This window comes from Kitasatospora sp. NPDC059327 (assembly GCF_042752535.1).
In the GTDB taxonomy this organism is placed as follows: domain Bacteria; phylum Actinomycetota; class Actinomycetes; order Streptomycetales; family Streptomycetaceae; genus Kitasatospora.
Window position 1 is genome coordinate 17,344 of record NZ_JBHYYB010000053.1, and the last position, 15,856, is coordinate 33,199.

Genomic DNA, 15,856 nt, shown 5'->3' on the forward strand with positions numbered 1-15,856 from the left:
GTCCGCGGCGCTAGGACGTGCCCGGTCGGTCGGCGTACTTCGCCGCGAGGGCGGTGGGCATCGGTTCGTGGCGCAGGTGGGCCCGGGAGAACTCGGCGGTGCCGTGGGTGAGGGCGCGCAGGTCGACGGGGTAGCGGGTGAGTTCGAGCTCGGGGACCTCGGCGCGCAGCAGGGTGAGGCCGGGCCCGCCGGTCTCGGTGCCCAGGACCCGGCCGCGGCGGGCGGAGAGGTCCCCGAGGACGGCGCCGAGGTAGTCGTCGGGCAGCAGGACACCGACCGCCGAGACGGGTTCGAGCAGGCGGATGACGGCGTGCTCGGCGGCGTCGCGCAGGGCGAGGGCGGCGGCGTTCTGGAAGGCGGAGTCCGAGGAGTCGACGGAGTGCGCCTTGCCGTCGGTGAGGGTGACCCGGATGTCGACGAGCGGGTAGCCGGCGCCGACGCCCTTGGCGAGCTGGGCGCGGACGCCCTTCTCGACCGAGGGGATGAAGTGCTTGGGCACGGCGCCGCCGACGACGTGCTCCTGGAACTCGAAGCCGGCGCCGGCCGGCAGCGGTTCGACCTCCAGGTCGCAGATCGCGTACTGGCCGTGCCCGCCGGACTGCTTGACCAGCCGGCCGTGGCCCGCGGCGGCGGTGCCGAAGGTCTCGCGCAGGGCGACCTCGGGCTCGACGGTGTCGACGTGGACGCCGTGCCGGCCGCGGAGCCGGTCGAGGACGACCTCGGCGTGGGCCTCGCCGGTGCACCAGAGGACCAGCTGGTGGGTGTCGGGGTTCTGCTCCAGGCGCAGCGCCGGGTCCTCGGCGGTGAGCCGGGCGAGGGCCTGGGAGAGCCGGTCGTCGTCGGCCTTGCTGTGGGCCTCGATGGCGATCGGCAGCAGTGACTCGGGCAGTGGCCAGCCGTCGAGCTTCACGGGGTGCCCGGGCTCGTGGACGGTGTCGCCGGCGCGGGCGGTGGTGACCTTGGCCGCGCAGACGAGGTCCCCGGCGACGGCGTGCGGCACGGGTCGTTGCAGTTTGCCGAAGGGGCTGGTGAGGCCGGTGACGCGTTCGTCGCCGTCCTGTTCCCCGGGGTGGTCCGGGCCGGACAGGTGGATCCGGGTGTCGGGGCGCAGGGTGCCGGCGTAGATCCGCAGCAGGCTGATCCGGCCGACGTAGGCGTCGGCGGTGACGCGCACGACCTGGGCGGCGAGCGGGGCGTCGGGATCGCAGTCGGGGCCGGGGCGGGTGCGTTCGGTGGGGTCGGGGAACGCGGTGGTGATCAGGTCGAGGAGTTCGGCGGCGCCGAGCCCGCGGTCGGTGGTGGGCAGGGCGGGGTGCAGGGCGCAGGCGAGGACCTCGCGGCGCAGTCCGGCTTCGAGGGCGTCGGTGTCGAGCGGTTCGCCGGCGAGGTAGCGCTCCATCAGGGTGTCGTCCTGGCCGGAGATGGCCTCGACGAGGCTCTCGCGGGCGGGGCCGGTGTCGGGCAGCGGCTCGGCGGCGCCGTAGGCGCGGCCGGTGAGCAGGTCGACGGTGCCGGCCGGGTGGCCGTCGTGGTGGACGGGGAGGAAGAGCGGGCGCAGGGTGTCCGGGCCCAGTCCGAAGGCGTCGTGGCAGGCGGTGAGGATGTCGTCGAAGTCGCTGCGGGCGATGTCGAACTTGGCGACGGCGATGGCGCGGGGGATGCCTTCGGCGGCGCACTCGCGCCACAGGACGCGGGTGGGGTTGGTGACCGGGTCGGTGGCGGAGACGACGAAGACGGCGCCGTCGGCGGCGTGCAGGGCGGCCCGCAGGTCGGCGGTGAAGTCGGGGTGGCCGGGCGGGTCGATCAGGTTGACCTTGACGCCGTTCCATTCGAGCGGGAGCAGCGACAGCTGCACGGAGCGCTGTTGCTGGTGCTCGATCTCCTCGTGGTCGGAGACGGTGTTGCCGTCGGTGACGCGCCCGGCCCGGCCGACCGCGCCGGCGGCGAGGGCGAGGGATTCGGCGAGCGTGGTCTTGCCCACGCCGCCGCAGCCGATGAGGACGACGTTGCGCAGCTGCCTCGGGTCGGTGACGGTGGGTGCCTGGCCGGATCGTGCGGTGCTGCGGTCGGGCATCGGGGTCTCCTCCCGTCGCGCCGAGACTGTCGTGAAAAGTCTAGGGGCGGTGTTCGGGGCGCCGCGTGTCGTGGAGGGCGCGGTGACCGGGTGTGCGCGCCCGTGCGCCCAGGGTGGCGGCGCCGTCGGGCGGGCGGGGCGGCGGGGGCCGGTGGGCGGTGCGGTGCGTTCGGGGGTGTCGTCGGCGTGGCTACCATGGGTGCGCCGGGTGGGCTGATCCGTCCGGCCGTCTGCCGCGCACTCTGCCGCAGGCGGGTACCAGGGAGATCGGAGCGGTCCGGAAGGCCATGCTCAACAAATACGCGCGTGCCTTCTTCACACGTGTCCTGACCCCGTTCGCCGCGTTCCTGATCCGGCTGGGCGTGAGCCCGGACGCGGTGACGCTGATCGGTACCGCCGGTTCGGTGGCCGGTGCGCTGGTGTTCTTCCCGCGCGGGGAGTTCTTCTGGGGCACCATCACGATCACGCTGTTCATCTTCTCGGACCTGGTGGACGGCAACATGGCCCGTCAGCTGGGCCGGACCAGCAAGTGGGGTGCCTTCCTGGACTCCACGCTGGACCGGGTGGCGGACGCGGCGATCTTCGGCGGACTGGCGATGTGGTACGCGGGCGAGGGCGACAACAACCTGCTCTGCGCGGTGGCGATCTTCTGCCTGGCGAGCGGTCTGGTGGTCTCGTACACCAAGGCGCGGGCGGAGAGCCAGGGTCTGCCCTGCGACGTGTCGGGCCTGGTGGAGCGGGCCGAGCGGCTCGTGATCAGCCTGGTCGCGGCCGGGGTCGCGGGCCTGCACACCTTCGGGGTGCCGTACGTGGAGTGGCTGCTGCCGATCGCGCTGTGGCTGGTGGCCGCGGGCAGTCTGGTCACGGTGGTCCAGCGGATGGTGACGGTGCGCCGGGAGGCGTTCGAGGCCGACCGAGCGGCGGCCGGGAGCTGAAGGGGGGCGGGCCTTCGGTGAAGGACCGACTGGTGTACGCGGCCTACGCGTCGGGCTGGGCGGTGCTGCGGCACCTCCCCGAGCCGGCGGCCCGGGGCCTGTTCGACCGGATCGCCGACTTCGCGTGGCGCAGGCGCGGCAAGCGGGTGCTCCAGCTGGAGGCGAACCTTCGGCGGGTCCGCCCGGGGCTGGACGAGGCCGGGCTGCGGGAGCTGTCGCGGGCCGGGATGCGCTCGTACATGCGGTACTGGATGGAGTCCTTCCGGCTGTCGGTGTGGAGCCGGGAGCGGGTCGCGCGCGACGTCCGGGTGGAGGGCTTCGAGCAGCTGCGGGCGGCGATGGAGTCCGGCCGCGGCGCGCTGGTCGCGCTGCCGCACATGGGCAACTGGGACCTCGCGGGCGCCTGGGTGGCGCTGGAGGGGTACCCGTTCACCACGGTCGCGGAGCGGCTGGAGCCCGAGAAGCTGTTCGACCGCTTCGTGGCGTTCCGGGAGAGCCTCGGCATGGAGGTGCTCGCGTTGACCGGCGGTGGGGTGAATGTCGTCGGCACGCTGGCCCGCCGGCTGCGCGAGGGGAAGCTGGTCTGCCTGGTCGGCGACCGGGACCTCTCCGAGGCCGGGATCGAGGTGACCTTCTTCGGCGAGGCGACCAGGATGCCGGCCGGTCCGGCGGCGCTCTGCCAGCGGACCGGGGCGGCGCTGCTGCCGGTCTCGCTCTGGTACGACGGCCCGCTGCTGCGGGCGCGGATCCACCCCGAGGTGCCCGTGCCGGCGGAGGGGGACCGCCGGGAGAAGACCCAGGCGATGACGCAGGCGATGGCGCAGATCTGGGAGCGCGGCATCCGCGAGCACCCCGAGGACTGGCACATGCTGCAGCGGTTCTGGCTGGCCGACCTGCCGGTCCGTGCGACGGTGGACGGGGCGGCGCTGCCGGCCGCGGCCGGGCACCCGGCCGACCCCGCCCGTCCCGCCCCGGCCGGCGAGCCCGCCGCCGAGGCCTCCGGGCCCTGACCCGCCGCACCTACAGGATCACGAGGAACCAGTGAAGATCGGCATCGTCTGCCCGTACGACTGGGACGTTCCCGGCGGGGTGCAGTTCCACATCCGGGACCTGGCCGAGCACCTGATCGGTCTCGGCCACGAGGTGTCGGTGCTGGCGCCCGCCGAGGACGACGAGGCGCTGCCGCCGTACGTGGTCTCGGCCGGGCGGGCCGTGGCGGTGCCGTACAACGGCTCGGTGGCGCGGCTGAGCTTCGGCATCCTGTCGGCCGCGAGGGTCCGGCGCTGGCTGAACGAGGGCCGGTTCGACATCCTGCACGTGCACGAGCCGGCCTCGCCGAGCCTGTCGATGCTGGCGGCCTGGTCGGCGTCCGGGCCGATGGTCGGCACCTTCCACACCTCCAACCCGCGTTCGCGGGCGATGATCGCGGCCTCGCCGATCCTCCAGCCGGGTCTGGAGAAGATGCGCGCCCGGATCGCGGTGAGCGAGTACGCCCGCCGGACCCTGGTCGAGCACCTGGGCGGCGACGCGGTGGTGATCCCCAACGGCGTGGACGTCGGCTTCTTCGCGGACGCGGAGCCGGACGCGCGCTGGACCGGTGGGGCGGCCGCCGGTGAGCCCGGCACGATCGGCTTCATCGGCCGGATCAACGAGCCGCGCAAGGGCCTGCCGACGCTGCTGGCCGCGCTGCCGCGGATCCTGGCCGCGCGGCCGGGGGTGCGGCTGCTGGTGGCCGGCAAGGGGGACGAGGAGGAGGCGGTCGCCGGGCTGGCGCCCGAGGTCCGCGCGCAGGTGGAGTTCCTCGGCATGGTCAGCGACCGGGACAAGGCGCGGCTGCTGCGCAGCGTCGACCTCTACGTGGCGCCGAACACCGGCGGCGAGAGCTTCGGGATCATCCTGGTGGAGGCGATGTCGGCGGGCGCCCCGGTGCTGGCGAGTGACCTCGACGCGTTCAAGCAGGTGCTGGACGGGGGCGACGCGGGGGAGCTCTTCCCGGTCGAGGACGCGGACGCGCTGGCCGCGGCGGCGCTGCGGCTGCTGGGGGACCCGGGCCGGCTGGAGGAGCTGCGCAAGGCGGCCTCCCGGCACGTGCGGCGGTTCGACTGGTCGACGGTCGGCGCGGACATCCTGGCGGTGTACGAGACGGTGACGGCCGGCACCGCGGCGGTGGTCGGGGAGGACGAGCGCGGCGGCCGGCGCGGCCGGTTCGGGCTGGCCCGGGACTGATCCGGGACTGATCCGGGAGGTCCGGGCCGCTCCGGCCGGGAATCGACGGTGGTCCCGCGCGGTTGGGGCTGCCGGACCAACCGATCATCGTGACCCCTGGAGGCACCGGATGCCGCAGATCTCCGTCGACTACTCCCCGAGCCTGGCCGGCGCCTTCGACCGCCGGGAGCTGGGCCTGGCCATCAACCGGCTCGTCGTGAAGACCATCGACGCCAGTCCCGGGGCGTGCAAGACGGTCTTCCGCGAGGTGCGGGAGTTCGTGGTCGGTGTCGACGAGGACGGGGCCGACGACGCCCAGGTGTACGTCGAGTTCCAGATCTTCCCGGGCCGCACCCCGGCGGCGAAGGCCGCGCTGAGCGACGCCGTGCTGGCGCTGCTGGCCGAGCGGATCGCGCCGGCGCCGGGCACCCGGCTGTTCACCGCCGTCAACGTCGCGGACATCGACCGGGACAGCTACCGCAACGCCACCGCCGGGGGCTGATGCCGGGCACGGGGTAGCGTAGCGCCCCGTGACTACCTGGATCTGGGCCGGCGTGGCCGTGGTGCTGTTCGGCATGTACCTGAGTTGGACGGCCGGCCGGCTGGACCGGCTGCACGCCCGGATCGACGCCGCGCGCGCGGCGCTGGACGCGCAGCTGGTCCGGCGGGCCTCGATGGCGATCGAGCTGGCCGCCTCCTCGCTGCTGGACCCGGCGGCCTCGCTGCTGTTGCTGGACGCCGCGCACGCGGCCCGGCAGGCCGACGACGAGCAGCGCGAGGTGGCGGAGAGTCAGCTCAGCATGGCGCTGCGCGCGGTGTTCGCCGAGCCGGAGCAGGTCGCCGCGCTGGTCGCCGAACCGGGCGGCGAGGAGGCGGTGAAGGAGCTGACGGCCGCGGTGCGCCGGGTGCCGATGGCGCGGCGGTTCCACAACGACGCGGTGCGCGCGGCCCGGGCGGTGCGCGAGCACCGGCTGGTGCGCTACTTCCGGCTGGCGGGCAAGGCACCGTTCCCGATGGCGTTCGAGATGGACGACGCCCCGCCGCTCGCGCTGACCCCGGAGGGCGCTCCGGCCTGAGCGTTCGCCTTCTCACAGGCCGAGTCCGGGGTGCCCGGATCCGGCCTGTTTGTCGTATCCCGTCGGCCGGGCTGGACTTGAAGGCGCATGGAGAGACCACTTTTTCCGCCTACCATAGGGCGATAGCACTGGTTCATCTTCGAGTGAGGTCTCACGTGTCCAGCACCCCCACCACCGCAGACCAGCCGCAGATCGGTACCGCCCGGGTCAAGCGCGGCATGGCCGAGCAGCTCAAGGGCGGTGTGATCATGGACGTGGTCAACGCCGAGCAGGCCAAGATCGCCGAGGACGCCGGCGCTGTCGCCGTCATGGCGCTGGAGCGCGTCCCCGCCGACATCCGCAAGGACGGCGGCGTGGCGCGCATGTCGGACCCGAACATGATCGAGGAGATCATCGCCGCGGTCTCGATCCCCGTCATGGCCAAGTCCCGGATCGGCCACTTCGTCGAGGCCCAGGTCCTGCAGTCGCTCGGCGTGGACTACATCGACGAGTCCGAGGTGCTGACCCCGGCCGACGAGGTCAACCACTCGGACAAGTGGGCGTTCACCACGCCGTTCGTCTGCGGCGCCACCAACCTGGGCGAGGCCCTGCGCCGGATCGCCGAGGGTGCGGCCATGATCCGCTCCAAGGGCGAGGCCGGCACCGGCAACGTCGTCGAGGCCGTTCGCCACCTGCGCCAGATCAAGAACGAGATCGCCCGCCTGCGCGGCTTCGACAACAACGAGCTGTTCGCCGCCGCCAAGGACCTGCGCGCTCCGTACGAGCTGGTCAAGGAGGTCGCCGAGCTCGGCAAGCTGCCGGTCGTGCTGTTCTCCGCCGGTGGTGTGGCCACCCCGGCCGACGCCGCGCTGATGCGCCAGCTCGGTGCCGAGGGCGTCTTCGTCGGCTCCGGCATCTTCAAGTCGGGCGACCCGGCCAAGCGTGCCGCCGCGATCGTGAAGGCCACCACCTTCTACGACGACCCGAAGATCATCGCGGACGCCTCGCGCAACCTGGGCGAGGCCATGGTCGGCATCAACTGCGACACCCTGCCCGAGAGCGAGCGCTACGCCAACCGCGGCTGGTAGTCGGCCCCGCGCCACGTACACACGACGTAACGATCGAAGAGGTTTGAGACCGTGAGCACTCCAGTCATCGGCGTCCTCGCCCTGCAGGGCGACGTCCGCGAGCACCTGGTCGCGCTGGCCGAGGCCGACGCGCTCGCCCGCCCGGTGCGCCGTGCCGAGGAGCTGGCCGAGGTCGACGCGCTGGTGATCCCCGGCGGGGAGTCCACCACCATGTCCAAGCTGGCGCTGCTGTTCGGCGTGATGGACCCGCTGCGCGCGCGGGTCGCGGCGGGCATGCCGGTCTACGGCACCTGCGCGGGCATGATCATGCTGGCCGACAAGATCCTGGACGGCCGTGAGGACCAGGAGACCGTGGGCGGCATCGACATGACCGTGCGTCGCAACGCCTTCGGCCGCCAGAACGAGTCCTTCGAGTCCGGTGTCGCCTTCCAGGGCCTGGACGACGCCCCGGTGCACGGCGTGTTCATCCGCGCCCCCTGGGTCGAGGCCGTCGGCGCGGGTGTCGAGGTGCTGGCCGAGCTGCCGGCCGCCGACGGTCCGGAGAGCCGTGTCGTGGCCGTCCGTCAGGGCAACCTGCTGGCGACCTCGTTCCACCCCGAGCTGACCGGCGACCACCGGGTGCACGGGTACTTCGTGCGGATGGTCGAGGAGCACCTGGTGGCCGCCGCGCGGTGACGCTTCGCCGCCGAACGCGGACCGTGTGGGCCCCACCGGTGCGCGGCACCGGTAAGATCCCTTCTGTTCATTTCCCTTTGGCGACGTAAAGGAGCTGGCGATGTCCGGCCACTCTAAGTGGGCTACCACCAAGCACAAGAAGGCCGTGATCGACGCCAAGCGCGGCAAGCTCTTCGCCAAGATGATCAAGAACATCGAGGTGGCGGCGCGCACCGGCGGCGGCGACCCGGCCGGCAACCCGACGCTCTACGACGCCATCCAGAAGGCGAAGAAGAGCTCGGTCCCGATCGACAACATCAACCGCGCCGTCAAGCGCGGTTCGGGTGCCGAGGCCGGCGGGGCCGACTACTCGACGATCATGTACGAGGGCTACGGCCCGAACGGTGTGGCCGTCCTCATCGAGTGCCTCACCGACAACCGCAACCGCGCCGCCTCCGACGTGCGCGTCGCGATGACCCGCAACGGCGGCTCGATGGCCGACCCGGGCTCGGTCTCGTACCTGTTCAACCGCAAGGGCGTCGTGATCGTCCCCAAGGCCGACGGGGTCGACGAGGACAAGCTGTTCGAGGTCGTCCTCGACCAGGAGCCCGAGGAGATCAACGACCTCGGCGAGTCCTTCGAGATCGTCTCCGAGGCCGCCAAGATGGTCGCCGTCCGGACCGCCCTGGTGGACGCCGGCATCGACTACGACTCGGCCGAGGCCAACTTCCTCCCGAGCATGCAGGTCGAGCTGGACGTCGAGGGCGCCCGCAAGATCCTGAAGCTGATCGACGCCCTGGAGGACAGCGACGACGTGCAGAACGTCTTCGCCAACTTCGACATCAGCGACGAGGTCGGTGCGCAGCTCGACGCCGAGTGATCGTACGCACCTCCCGGCCCGGTGGTCCCACGACCACCGGGCCGGTGTCGTCGGTGGGACTGTCCGACCCTGGCGGTAGCCTTCGCTGGTCGCCCCGGCGCGAGCCGGCGAGGGTGCCGGCGGTGGGCCGGAGCGACCGCGGGCGAACGACGCGTGACTGAGAGGCGGGGCCGTGGTGCGGGTACTGGGTGTGGACCCGGGGCTGACCAGGTGCGGGATCGGGGTGGTCGACGGCGCTCCGGGCCGCCCGCTGAAGATGGTCGGGGTCGGCGTGGTGCGCACACCCGCCGAGGCGGACATCGGGCCCCGGCTGCTGCTGGTCGAGCAGGGCATCGAGAGCTGGCTCGACGAGCACCGGCCCGACCTGGTCGCCGTCGAGCGGGTCTTCGCCCAGCACAACGTCCGCACCGTGATGGGCACCGCCCAGGCCAGCGCGGTCGCCATGCTCTGCGCCACCCGGCGCGGCATCCCCGTCACGCTGCACACCCCCAGCGAGGTCAAGGCCGCCGTGACCGGCTCCGGCCGGGCCGACAAGGCCCAGGTCACCGCGATGGTGCAGCGGCTGCTGCGGCTGGACGCCCCGCCCAAGCCGGCCGACGCCGCCGACGCGCTGGCGCTGGCCATCTGCCACATCTGGCGCGGCGGCGCGAGCGACCGGATCGCCGCGGCCCTCGCCAAGGCGGCGCCCGCGCCGGCGGCGGCCACCGGGGCCCCGACCGGCGCGCCCGCGGCCCGAGCCCCGTACTCCGCACGATCCCCCCGAGGAGCCGCCCGATGATCGCCTTCGTCCAAGGGCCGGTGGCCGCCGTCAGCGGCGGCACCGTCGTCGTCGAGGTCGGTGGGGTGGGCATGGCCGTCCAGTGCACCCCGGCGACCGCCGCGGGCCTGCGCCCGGGCGAGCCGGCCCGGCTCGCCACCTCCCTGGTGGTCCGGGAGGACTCGCTCACCCTGTACGGCTTCGCCGACGACGACGAGCGGGCCGTCTTCGAGATCCTCCAGGCCGCGCCCGGCGTCGGTCCGCGCCTCGCCCAGGCCATGCTCGGTGTGCACAGCCCGGACGAGCTGCGCGCCGCCGTGGCCGCCGGCAACGAGAGGGCGCTGATCGCCGTCCCCGGCATCGGCAAGGCGAAGGCCGCCAAGCTGCTGCTGGAGTACAAGGACAAGCTGGGCTCCCCGCACGGCGGCGTCCCGGCCCAGAAGCCGGTCGCCACGCGGCCGGCGCCCTGGAGCGAGCAGCTGCACACGGCACTGGTCGGCCTCGGCTACGCGCCGCGCGAGGCGGACGAGGCGGTCACCGCCGTCACCCCCGAGGCGGAGGCCCAGGCCGTCACCGATGTGGGCGCGCTGCTCAGGGCCGCGCTGCGCACCCTCAACCGGACCCGCTGACCCGCGCCCGCCGCCGGCCGGCCAGAGATCATCTGTCACCTTGTCGACATTGGAGCCCGCACCGATGAGCCCGTACGACTCCGACCCGGCCGACCGGCTGGTGACGGCCGCCGCCGACGGCGAGGACCAGGCGGTCGAGGCGGCGCTGCGCCCCAAGCAGCTGGACGAGTTCATCGGCCAGGAGCGGGTGCGCGAGCAGCTGTCCCTGGTGCTGCAGGCCGCCCGCCAGCGCGGCACCGCACCCGACCACGTCCTGCTGAGCGGCCCGCCCGGGCTCGGCAAGACCACCCTCTCCATGATCATCGCGGCTGAGCTGGGCGCGCCGATCCGGATCACCTCCGGCCCGGCCATCCAGCACGCGGGCGACCTGGCCGCGATCCTCTCCTCGCTGGCCGAGGGCGAGGTGCTCTTCCTGGACGAGATCCACCGGATGTCCCGGCCGGCGGAGGAGATGCTCTACATGGCGATGGAGGACTTCCGGGTCGACGTGATCGTCGGCAAGGGTCCGGGGGCCACCGCCATCCCGCTGGAGCTGCCGCCGTTCACCCTGGTCGGCGCCACCACCCGGGCCGGGCTGCTGCCACCGCCGCTGCGCGACCGGTTCGGCTTCACCGGGCACATGGAGTTCTACGCGCCCGCCGAGCTCCAGCGGGTGGTGCACCGCTCGGCCGCGCTGCTGGACGTCGAGATCGACCCGGCCGGCGCGGCCGAGATCGCCGGCCGCTCCCGGGGCACCCCGCGGATCGCCAACCGGCTGCTGCGCCGGGTCCGCGACTTCGCGCAGGTCCGGCACGACGGCGTGGTCACCCCGGAGATCGCCGCCCGGGCGCTGGACGTCTACGAGGTGGACGCCCGCGGGCTGGACCGGCTGGACCGCGCGGTGCTGGACGCGCTGCTGCGGCTGTTCGGCGGCGGTCCGGTCGGCTTGTCGACATTGGCGGTCGCGGTGGGTGAGGAGGCCGAGACGGTCGAGGAGGTCGCCGAGCCGTTCCTGGTCCGTGAGGGCCTGCTGGCCCGGACCCCGCGCGGCCGGATCGCCACCGCGGCGGCCTGGCAGCACCTCGGGCTGACCCCACCGGTCCAGACCAGTCGGGGCGCGGTGCCGGCCCAGTCGGAACTCTTCCGGGCGGACGAGGGCTGAACGGGTGACACCGGGACGATCGGGGCACCGGCACGCCCCGGCAGGTCCGCGCGGAGAAGCCGGGGGAGAAGTCCGGGGAATCTGTGCAGGCGCAGGCTCGCCACTTTCGGCGGCAGGATGCGATGCTTGGCGTTGTCCGATCAGTTCGGGGTCGCCTAGACTCCGCCGGACCGCCCCTCTCACCTGACGGGCCGACCATTACCACACAGGCCGCCGGCCGGCGGCCCGTAAAGGACCCTGGCTGCAGTGAACCTCATCATCCTTCTCCTCCCGATCATCGCGATCGTGCTCATGTTCCGGTCGCAGAAGAAGCGCCAGCAGCAGCAGCAGCACATGCAGACCGCGCTGGAGCCCGGGGCGGGAGTGCGCACCATCGGTGGCCTGTACGCCCAGGTGAAGGCGGTCAACGAGGAGACCGTCGAGCTGGAGATCGCGCCCGGCGTGGTCACCCACTTCACCAAGAGCGCGATCGCGGCGGTCCTGGACCCGCAGGAGTACGACGCGATCATCAACGGCCGCCCGGCCGAGGACGAGCTGTCCGAGTCGGAGGACGGCGAGGCCGACACCGACGCCGAGTCGGTCGAGGACAAGCCGCTGACGCTCACCAAGGACGGTGCCGACAAGGGCGACGTCGAGGGCGGGGCTCCCGCGAGCAAGTAGTACGGTCGGGCACTCGCCCGGCCGCGCGGCGCATGGCCGCGAGCCCACAGGATCTCAGGGCCGCAGATCCGCCACGCCCCCGTCCGCCACGAGCCGGACGGGGGTCCGGTAGGGGAGGTGGCATGGACAGGGAGAAACGAGCAAGGTGGCAACACCCAAGTCGCGCCCGCGCGACGGTTACCCGAGGCGGGCGCTGGCCCTCATCCTGGTGGTCACCGTCGGACTGGTCGCCCTCATGTTCGGGACGGGTCACACCAAGCCCCGCCTGGGTATCGACCTCGCCGGCGGTACCAGCATCACGCTGAGCGCGAAGTCGACCGACCCCAAGGCGATCAACAAGTCCAACATGGACATCGCCACCGGGATCATCGAGCAGCGGGTCAACGGGATGGGCGTCTCCGAGGCTGAGGTCCAGACCCAGGGCGACCGGAACATCATCGTCAACATCCCCAAGGGTGGCGACAAGCAGACGGCGGCCGAGCAGATCGGTACCACCGCGCAGCTGTACTTCCGCCCGGTCCTCGCCCTCGCCCCGAGCGGTGTCCAGGTCCCGTCGCCGACCGCGTCCCCCTCGGCGAGCGGCAGCGCCGCCCCGAGCGCGACCCCGTCCGCCACCGGCACGGCCGCCGCCACCGCGGGCGCGCCCAGCGCGAGCGCCGGCGCGACCAAGCAGGGCCGCGCCGTCGGCGAGGCCCTCGCCGCCGACGCCACCCCGACCCCGGGCGCCTCCGGCAGTGCCGCCGCGACCCCGCCGGCCACCGGAGCCCCGAGCGCCCCCGCGGCCACCGCGCCGAGTGACGCGGACCTCTCCGCGGCGATGACCTCGGGCACCGTGCCGCCGGAGCTGGCCGCCGAGTTCGCCGCCATCGACTGCTCGCAGACCGGGCAGCGCAAGAACCTGCAGAAGTCCGAGGAACAGCCGGCCGTCGCCTGCACCCAGAAGGACGAGCGCGGGATCTACTACAAGCTGGCCCTCGGCCCGGTCTCGGTGAAGGGCGCCGACGTCTCCAAGGCGCAGGCCACCATCGACACCCAGCAGGGCGGCGGCTGGCAGGTCCAGCTGCAGTTCAACGGCAAGGGCACCGAAGCCTTCACCGACATCACCACCAAGCTGGCCGCTCAGCAGGCCCCGAGCAACCAGTTCGCCATCGTGCTGGACGGCCAGGTCGTCTCCCACCCGTACGTCCGCGGCGCCATCCCCGGCGGCTCGGCCGTGATCTCCGGCGGCTTCACCCAGACCGAGGCGCAGAGTCTCGCCAACGTGCTGAGCTTCGGCGCCCTGCCGCTGGAGTTCACCACCGACGACGTCACCACCGTCTCGCCGCAGCTCGGCGGGGACCAGCTGAAGGCGGGCCTGATCGCCGGCCTGATCGGCATGATCCTGGTGGTGCTCTACTCGCTGGTCTACTACCGCGGCCTCGGCCTGGTCTCGATCGCGGGTCTGATCGTCTCGGCCATCCTGACCTACTCGATCATGAGCCTGCTCGGTGCGGGGATCGGCTTCGCGCTGAACCTGCCGGCCGTCTGCGGCGCGATCGTCGCGATCGGTATCACCGCCGACTCCTTCATCGTGTACTTCGAGCGCATCCGCGACGAGGTCCGCGAGGGTGCCCCGCTGCGCCCGGCGGTCCAGCGGGCCTGGCCGCGTGCCCGGCGCACCATCCTGGTGTCGGACTTCGTGTCCTTCCTCTGTGCCGCGGTGCTGTACCTGGTCTCGGTCGGCAAGGTGCAGGGCTTCGCGTTCACGCTGGGCCTGACCACCGCGCTCGACGTCGTGGTGATCTTCCTCTTCACCAAGCCGCTGATCACCCTGCTGGCCCGCCGGAAGTTCTTCTCCGAGGGTCACCCGTGGTCCGGTCTGGACCCGAAGCGCCTGGGCGCCCGCCCGCCGCTGCGCAGCAGCCGTCGCCGCAGCTCCTCCTCCTCTGCCGCCGTGAAGGAGGCCTGACACCGTGTCGCGCTTCTCCAATCTGGGTCACCGGCTCTACCAGGGCGAAATCAGCTTCGACTTCGTCGGTCGCCGCAAGCTCTGGTACAGCATCTCCGGCGTGATCGTGCTGGTCGCCGCCGTCGGCCTGGCCATGGGCCTGAAACTCGGCATCGAGTTCAAGGGCGGCTCGGTCTACACCGTCGCCAAGCCCGGGCTGACCGTCTCGCAGGCGCAGGACGCGGTGGACAAGATCGTCCACTCGCACCCGCTGGTGCAGGACGTCGACAACGGCAAGAAGATCCGCATCCAGGTCAGCTCGGAGGAGCAGGTCTCCTCCTCGGTCTTCACGGACAAGCTGTCCAAGGAGATCGGCGTGCCGGTCGCCGAGATCGACACCCAGGTGATCGGCCCCAGCTGGGGTGAGCAGATCTCCAACAAGGCCCTCACCGGCCTGATCATCTTCATGATCCTGGTGACGGTCTACCTGGCGATCGCCTTCGAGTGGCGGATGGCGGTGGCCGCCCTGGTCGCCCTCATCCACGACCTCCTGATCACCATCGGGGTCTACGCCCTGGTGGGCTTCGAGGTCACCCCCGGTACGGTGATCGGCTTCCTGACCATCCTCGGGTACTCGCTCTACGACACGGTCGTCGTCTTCGACACCGTGAAGGAGAACGCCAAGGGGCTCACCAAGCAGAACAAGATCACCTACAGCGAGGCGGCCAACGCGGGCCTCAACCAGACCCTGGTCCGCTCGCTCAACACCACGGTGGTCGCCCTGCTCCCGGTGGCGGCGCTGCTGTTCATCGGCGGCGGCCTGCTGGGCGCCGGCACGCTGAACGACATCTCGCTCGCCCTGTTCATCGGCCTCGCCGCCGGTGCCTACTCCTCGATCTGCGTCGCCACCCCGCTGCTGGCGCAGCTCAAGGAGGAGCAGCCGGAGATGAAGGCGCTGGCCAAGCGGGTCGCGCAGCGGCGGGCCGCGGAGGCCAAGGCCGCCGCGGCGGCGGCCGAGGCTCCGGAGGGCGAGGAGATCGCCGACGGCGACCTGCCGGCGGGTATGGTCGGTCAGCGCGGCCGGGCGGCCGGCACCTCGCGTGCCAAGGGCCGTCCGTCCACCAAGCGCTGACGCCCGACCGACCGTAAGGACTCTTCGTGACCACCGCCGACACCGCACTGGCCGAGCTGCTGAACAGCAGGATCCGGGACGTCCCGGACTACCCGAAGCCGGGTGTGCTGTTCAAGGACATCGCGCCGCTGCTCGCCGACGCCGAGGCCTTCGCGGCCCTCACCACGGCGCTGGCGGAGCGGGCCGCGACCCTCGGTGCGACCAAGGTGGTGGGCCTGGAGGCGCGCGGCTTCGTGCTGGCGGCCCCGGCGGCCTTCGCGGCCGGGCTCGGCTTCGTGCCGATCCGCAAGGCGGGAAAGCTGCCCGGCGAGGTGTTCCGGCGCTCGTACGAGCTGGAGTACGGCTCGGCGACGCTGGAGGTGCAGTGCGACGCCTTCGCGCCCGGTGAGCGGGTACTGGTGGTGGACGACGTGCTGGCCACCGGCGGGACGATCGGTGCCTCGCTGGACCTGGTCAAGGAGGCCGGCGCCGAGCTGGCGGGCGTCGTGGTCCTGATGGAGCTGGGCTTCCTGGACGGCCGGGAGCGGTTGGCCGGCCACCTGGGCGGCGCGCCACTGGAAACGCTGGTCACGGTCTGAGCGAACGGCCCGGAGGGGCCGGTCGGAGGAACCAGGCGAGGGCGGCGGTCGGATCATCCGACCGCCGCCCTCCGCGTGTCCGGGACCGGGCGGCTGAACACGGGGGCGCCGGGCTCGGTACCATGAAGGTTCATCCCCTCC

The 15,856-nt window shown here is 72.6% G+C and carries 16 protein-coding genes; 15 read left to right on the forward strand and 1 reads right to left on the reverse strand.

Translation table 11 applies throughout. The annotated features are described in order from the left end of the window. Positions 1–10: 10 nt before the first annotated feature. Positions 11–2,074, reverse strand: a complete 2,064-nt coding sequence (locus ACFXHB_RS27725) for an elongation factor G-like protein EF-G2 (RefSeq protein ID WP_380577371.1) — start codon at positions 2,072–2,074, stop codon at positions 11–13. 287 nt (positions 2,075–2,361) lie between these two features. Between ACFXHB_RS27725 and pgsA the strand changes: the two genes are divergently transcribed. The 15 genes from pgsA (at position 2,362) to ACFXHB_RS27800 (ending at position 15,715) form a co-directional block, all read left to right on the forward strand. Beyond that, positions 2,362–3,009: a phosphatidylinositol phosphate synthase gene (gene pgsA / locus ACFXHB_RS27730; protein WP_380577372.1), complete on the forward strand. Its 648-nt coding sequence runs from the start codon at positions 2,362–2,364 to the stop codon at positions 3,007–3,009. Positions 3,010–3,026: 17 nt separating this feature from the next. Continuing rightward, positions 3,027–4,019 (forward strand): phosphatidylinositol mannoside acyltransferase, encoded by a 993-nt coding sequence (locus ACFXHB_RS27735; protein ID WP_380577373.1) that lies wholly within the window; start codon positions 3,027–3,029, stop codon positions 4,017–4,019. Between the two features lie 31 nt (positions 4,020–4,050). Beyond that, complete coding sequence (locus tag ACFXHB_RS27740) at positions 4,051–5,235, forward strand: glycosyltransferase family 4 protein (RefSeq protein ID WP_380577375.1); 1,185 nt, start codon at positions 4,051–4,053, stop codon at positions 5,233–5,235. 109 nt (positions 5,236–5,344) lie between these two features. Beyond that, entirely contained in the window at positions 5,345–5,716 is a 372-nt protein-coding gene (locus ACFXHB_RS27745) for a 5-carboxymethyl-2-hydroxymuconate Delta-isomerase (RefSeq protein ID WP_380577376.1), read from the forward strand. Between the two features lie 28 nt (positions 5,717–5,744). Continuing rightward, a complete protein-coding gene (locus ACFXHB_RS27750; RefSeq protein WP_380577377.1) occupies positions 5,745–6,290 on the forward strand; it encodes a hypothetical protein in 546 nt (181 codons plus the stop codon). Positions 6,291–6,445: 155 nt separating this feature from the next. Next, positions 6,446–7,357, forward strand: coding sequence for a pyridoxal 5'-phosphate synthase lyase subunit PdxS (gene pdxS, locus ACFXHB_RS27755; protein WP_380577378.1), 912 nt, complete (start codon positions 6,446–6,448; stop codon positions 7,355–7,357). 51 nt (positions 7,358–7,408) lie between these two features. After that, positions 7,409–8,032 carry a pyridoxal 5'-phosphate synthase glutaminase subunit PdxT gene (gene pdxT, locus ACFXHB_RS27760; protein ID WP_380577379.1) on the forward strand — a complete coding sequence of 208 codons (624 nt, stop codon included), beginning with the start codon at positions 7,409–7,411 and terminating at the stop codon, positions 8,030–8,032. Between the two features lie 100 nt (positions 8,033–8,132). After that, positions 8,133–8,891, forward strand: a complete 759-nt coding sequence (locus tag ACFXHB_RS27765; RefSeq protein WP_380577380.1) for a YebC/PmpR family DNA-binding transcriptional regulator — start codon at positions 8,133–8,135, stop codon at positions 8,889–8,891. A 175-nt stretch (positions 8,892–9,066) separates the two neighbouring features. Further along, the gene (gene ruvC, locus ACFXHB_RS27770; RefSeq protein ID WP_380577408.1) at positions 9,067–9,669 is read left to right on the forward strand and encodes a crossover junction endodeoxyribonuclease RuvC; all 603 of its coding nucleotides are present in this window, start codon (positions 9,067–9,069) and stop codon (positions 9,667–9,669) included. Then, positions 9,666–10,277, forward strand: coding sequence for a Holliday junction branch migration protein RuvA (gene ruvA / locus ACFXHB_RS27775; protein ID WP_380577381.1), 612 nt, complete (start codon positions 9,666–9,668; stop codon positions 10,275–10,277). Before ruvC ends, ruvA begins: the two co-directional genes overlap by 4 nt. Before the next feature lie 64 nt (positions 10,278–10,341). Next, positions 10,342–11,418, forward strand: a complete 1,077-nt coding sequence (ruvB, locus tag ACFXHB_RS27780) for a Holliday junction branch migration DNA helicase RuvB (protein ID WP_380577382.1) — start codon at positions 10,342–10,344, stop codon at positions 11,416–11,418. Between the two features lie 246 nt (positions 11,419–11,664). Next, positions 11,665–12,078, forward strand: coding sequence for a preprotein translocase subunit YajC (yajC, locus tag ACFXHB_RS27785; RefSeq protein WP_380577383.1), 414 nt, complete (start codon positions 11,665–11,667; stop codon positions 12,076–12,078). Positions 12,079–12,223: 145 nt separating this feature from the next. After that, positions 12,224–14,026, forward strand: coding sequence for a protein translocase subunit SecD (gene secD / locus ACFXHB_RS27790; protein WP_380577384.1), 1,803 nt, complete (start codon positions 12,224–12,226; stop codon positions 14,024–14,026). Between the two features lie 4 nt (positions 14,027–14,030). Beyond that, positions 14,031–15,137: a protein translocase subunit SecF gene (gene secF / locus ACFXHB_RS27795; protein WP_380577385.1), complete on the forward strand. Its 1,107-nt coding sequence runs from the start codon at positions 14,031–14,033 to the stop codon at positions 15,135–15,137. 26 nt (positions 15,138–15,163) lie between these two features. Then, positions 15,164–15,715 carry an adenine phosphoribosyltransferase gene (locus tag ACFXHB_RS27800; RefSeq protein WP_380577386.1) on the forward strand — a complete coding sequence of 184 codons (552 nt, stop codon included), beginning with the start codon at positions 15,164–15,166 and terminating at the stop codon, positions 15,713–15,715. Positions 15,716–15,856: the final 141 nt, after the last annotated feature.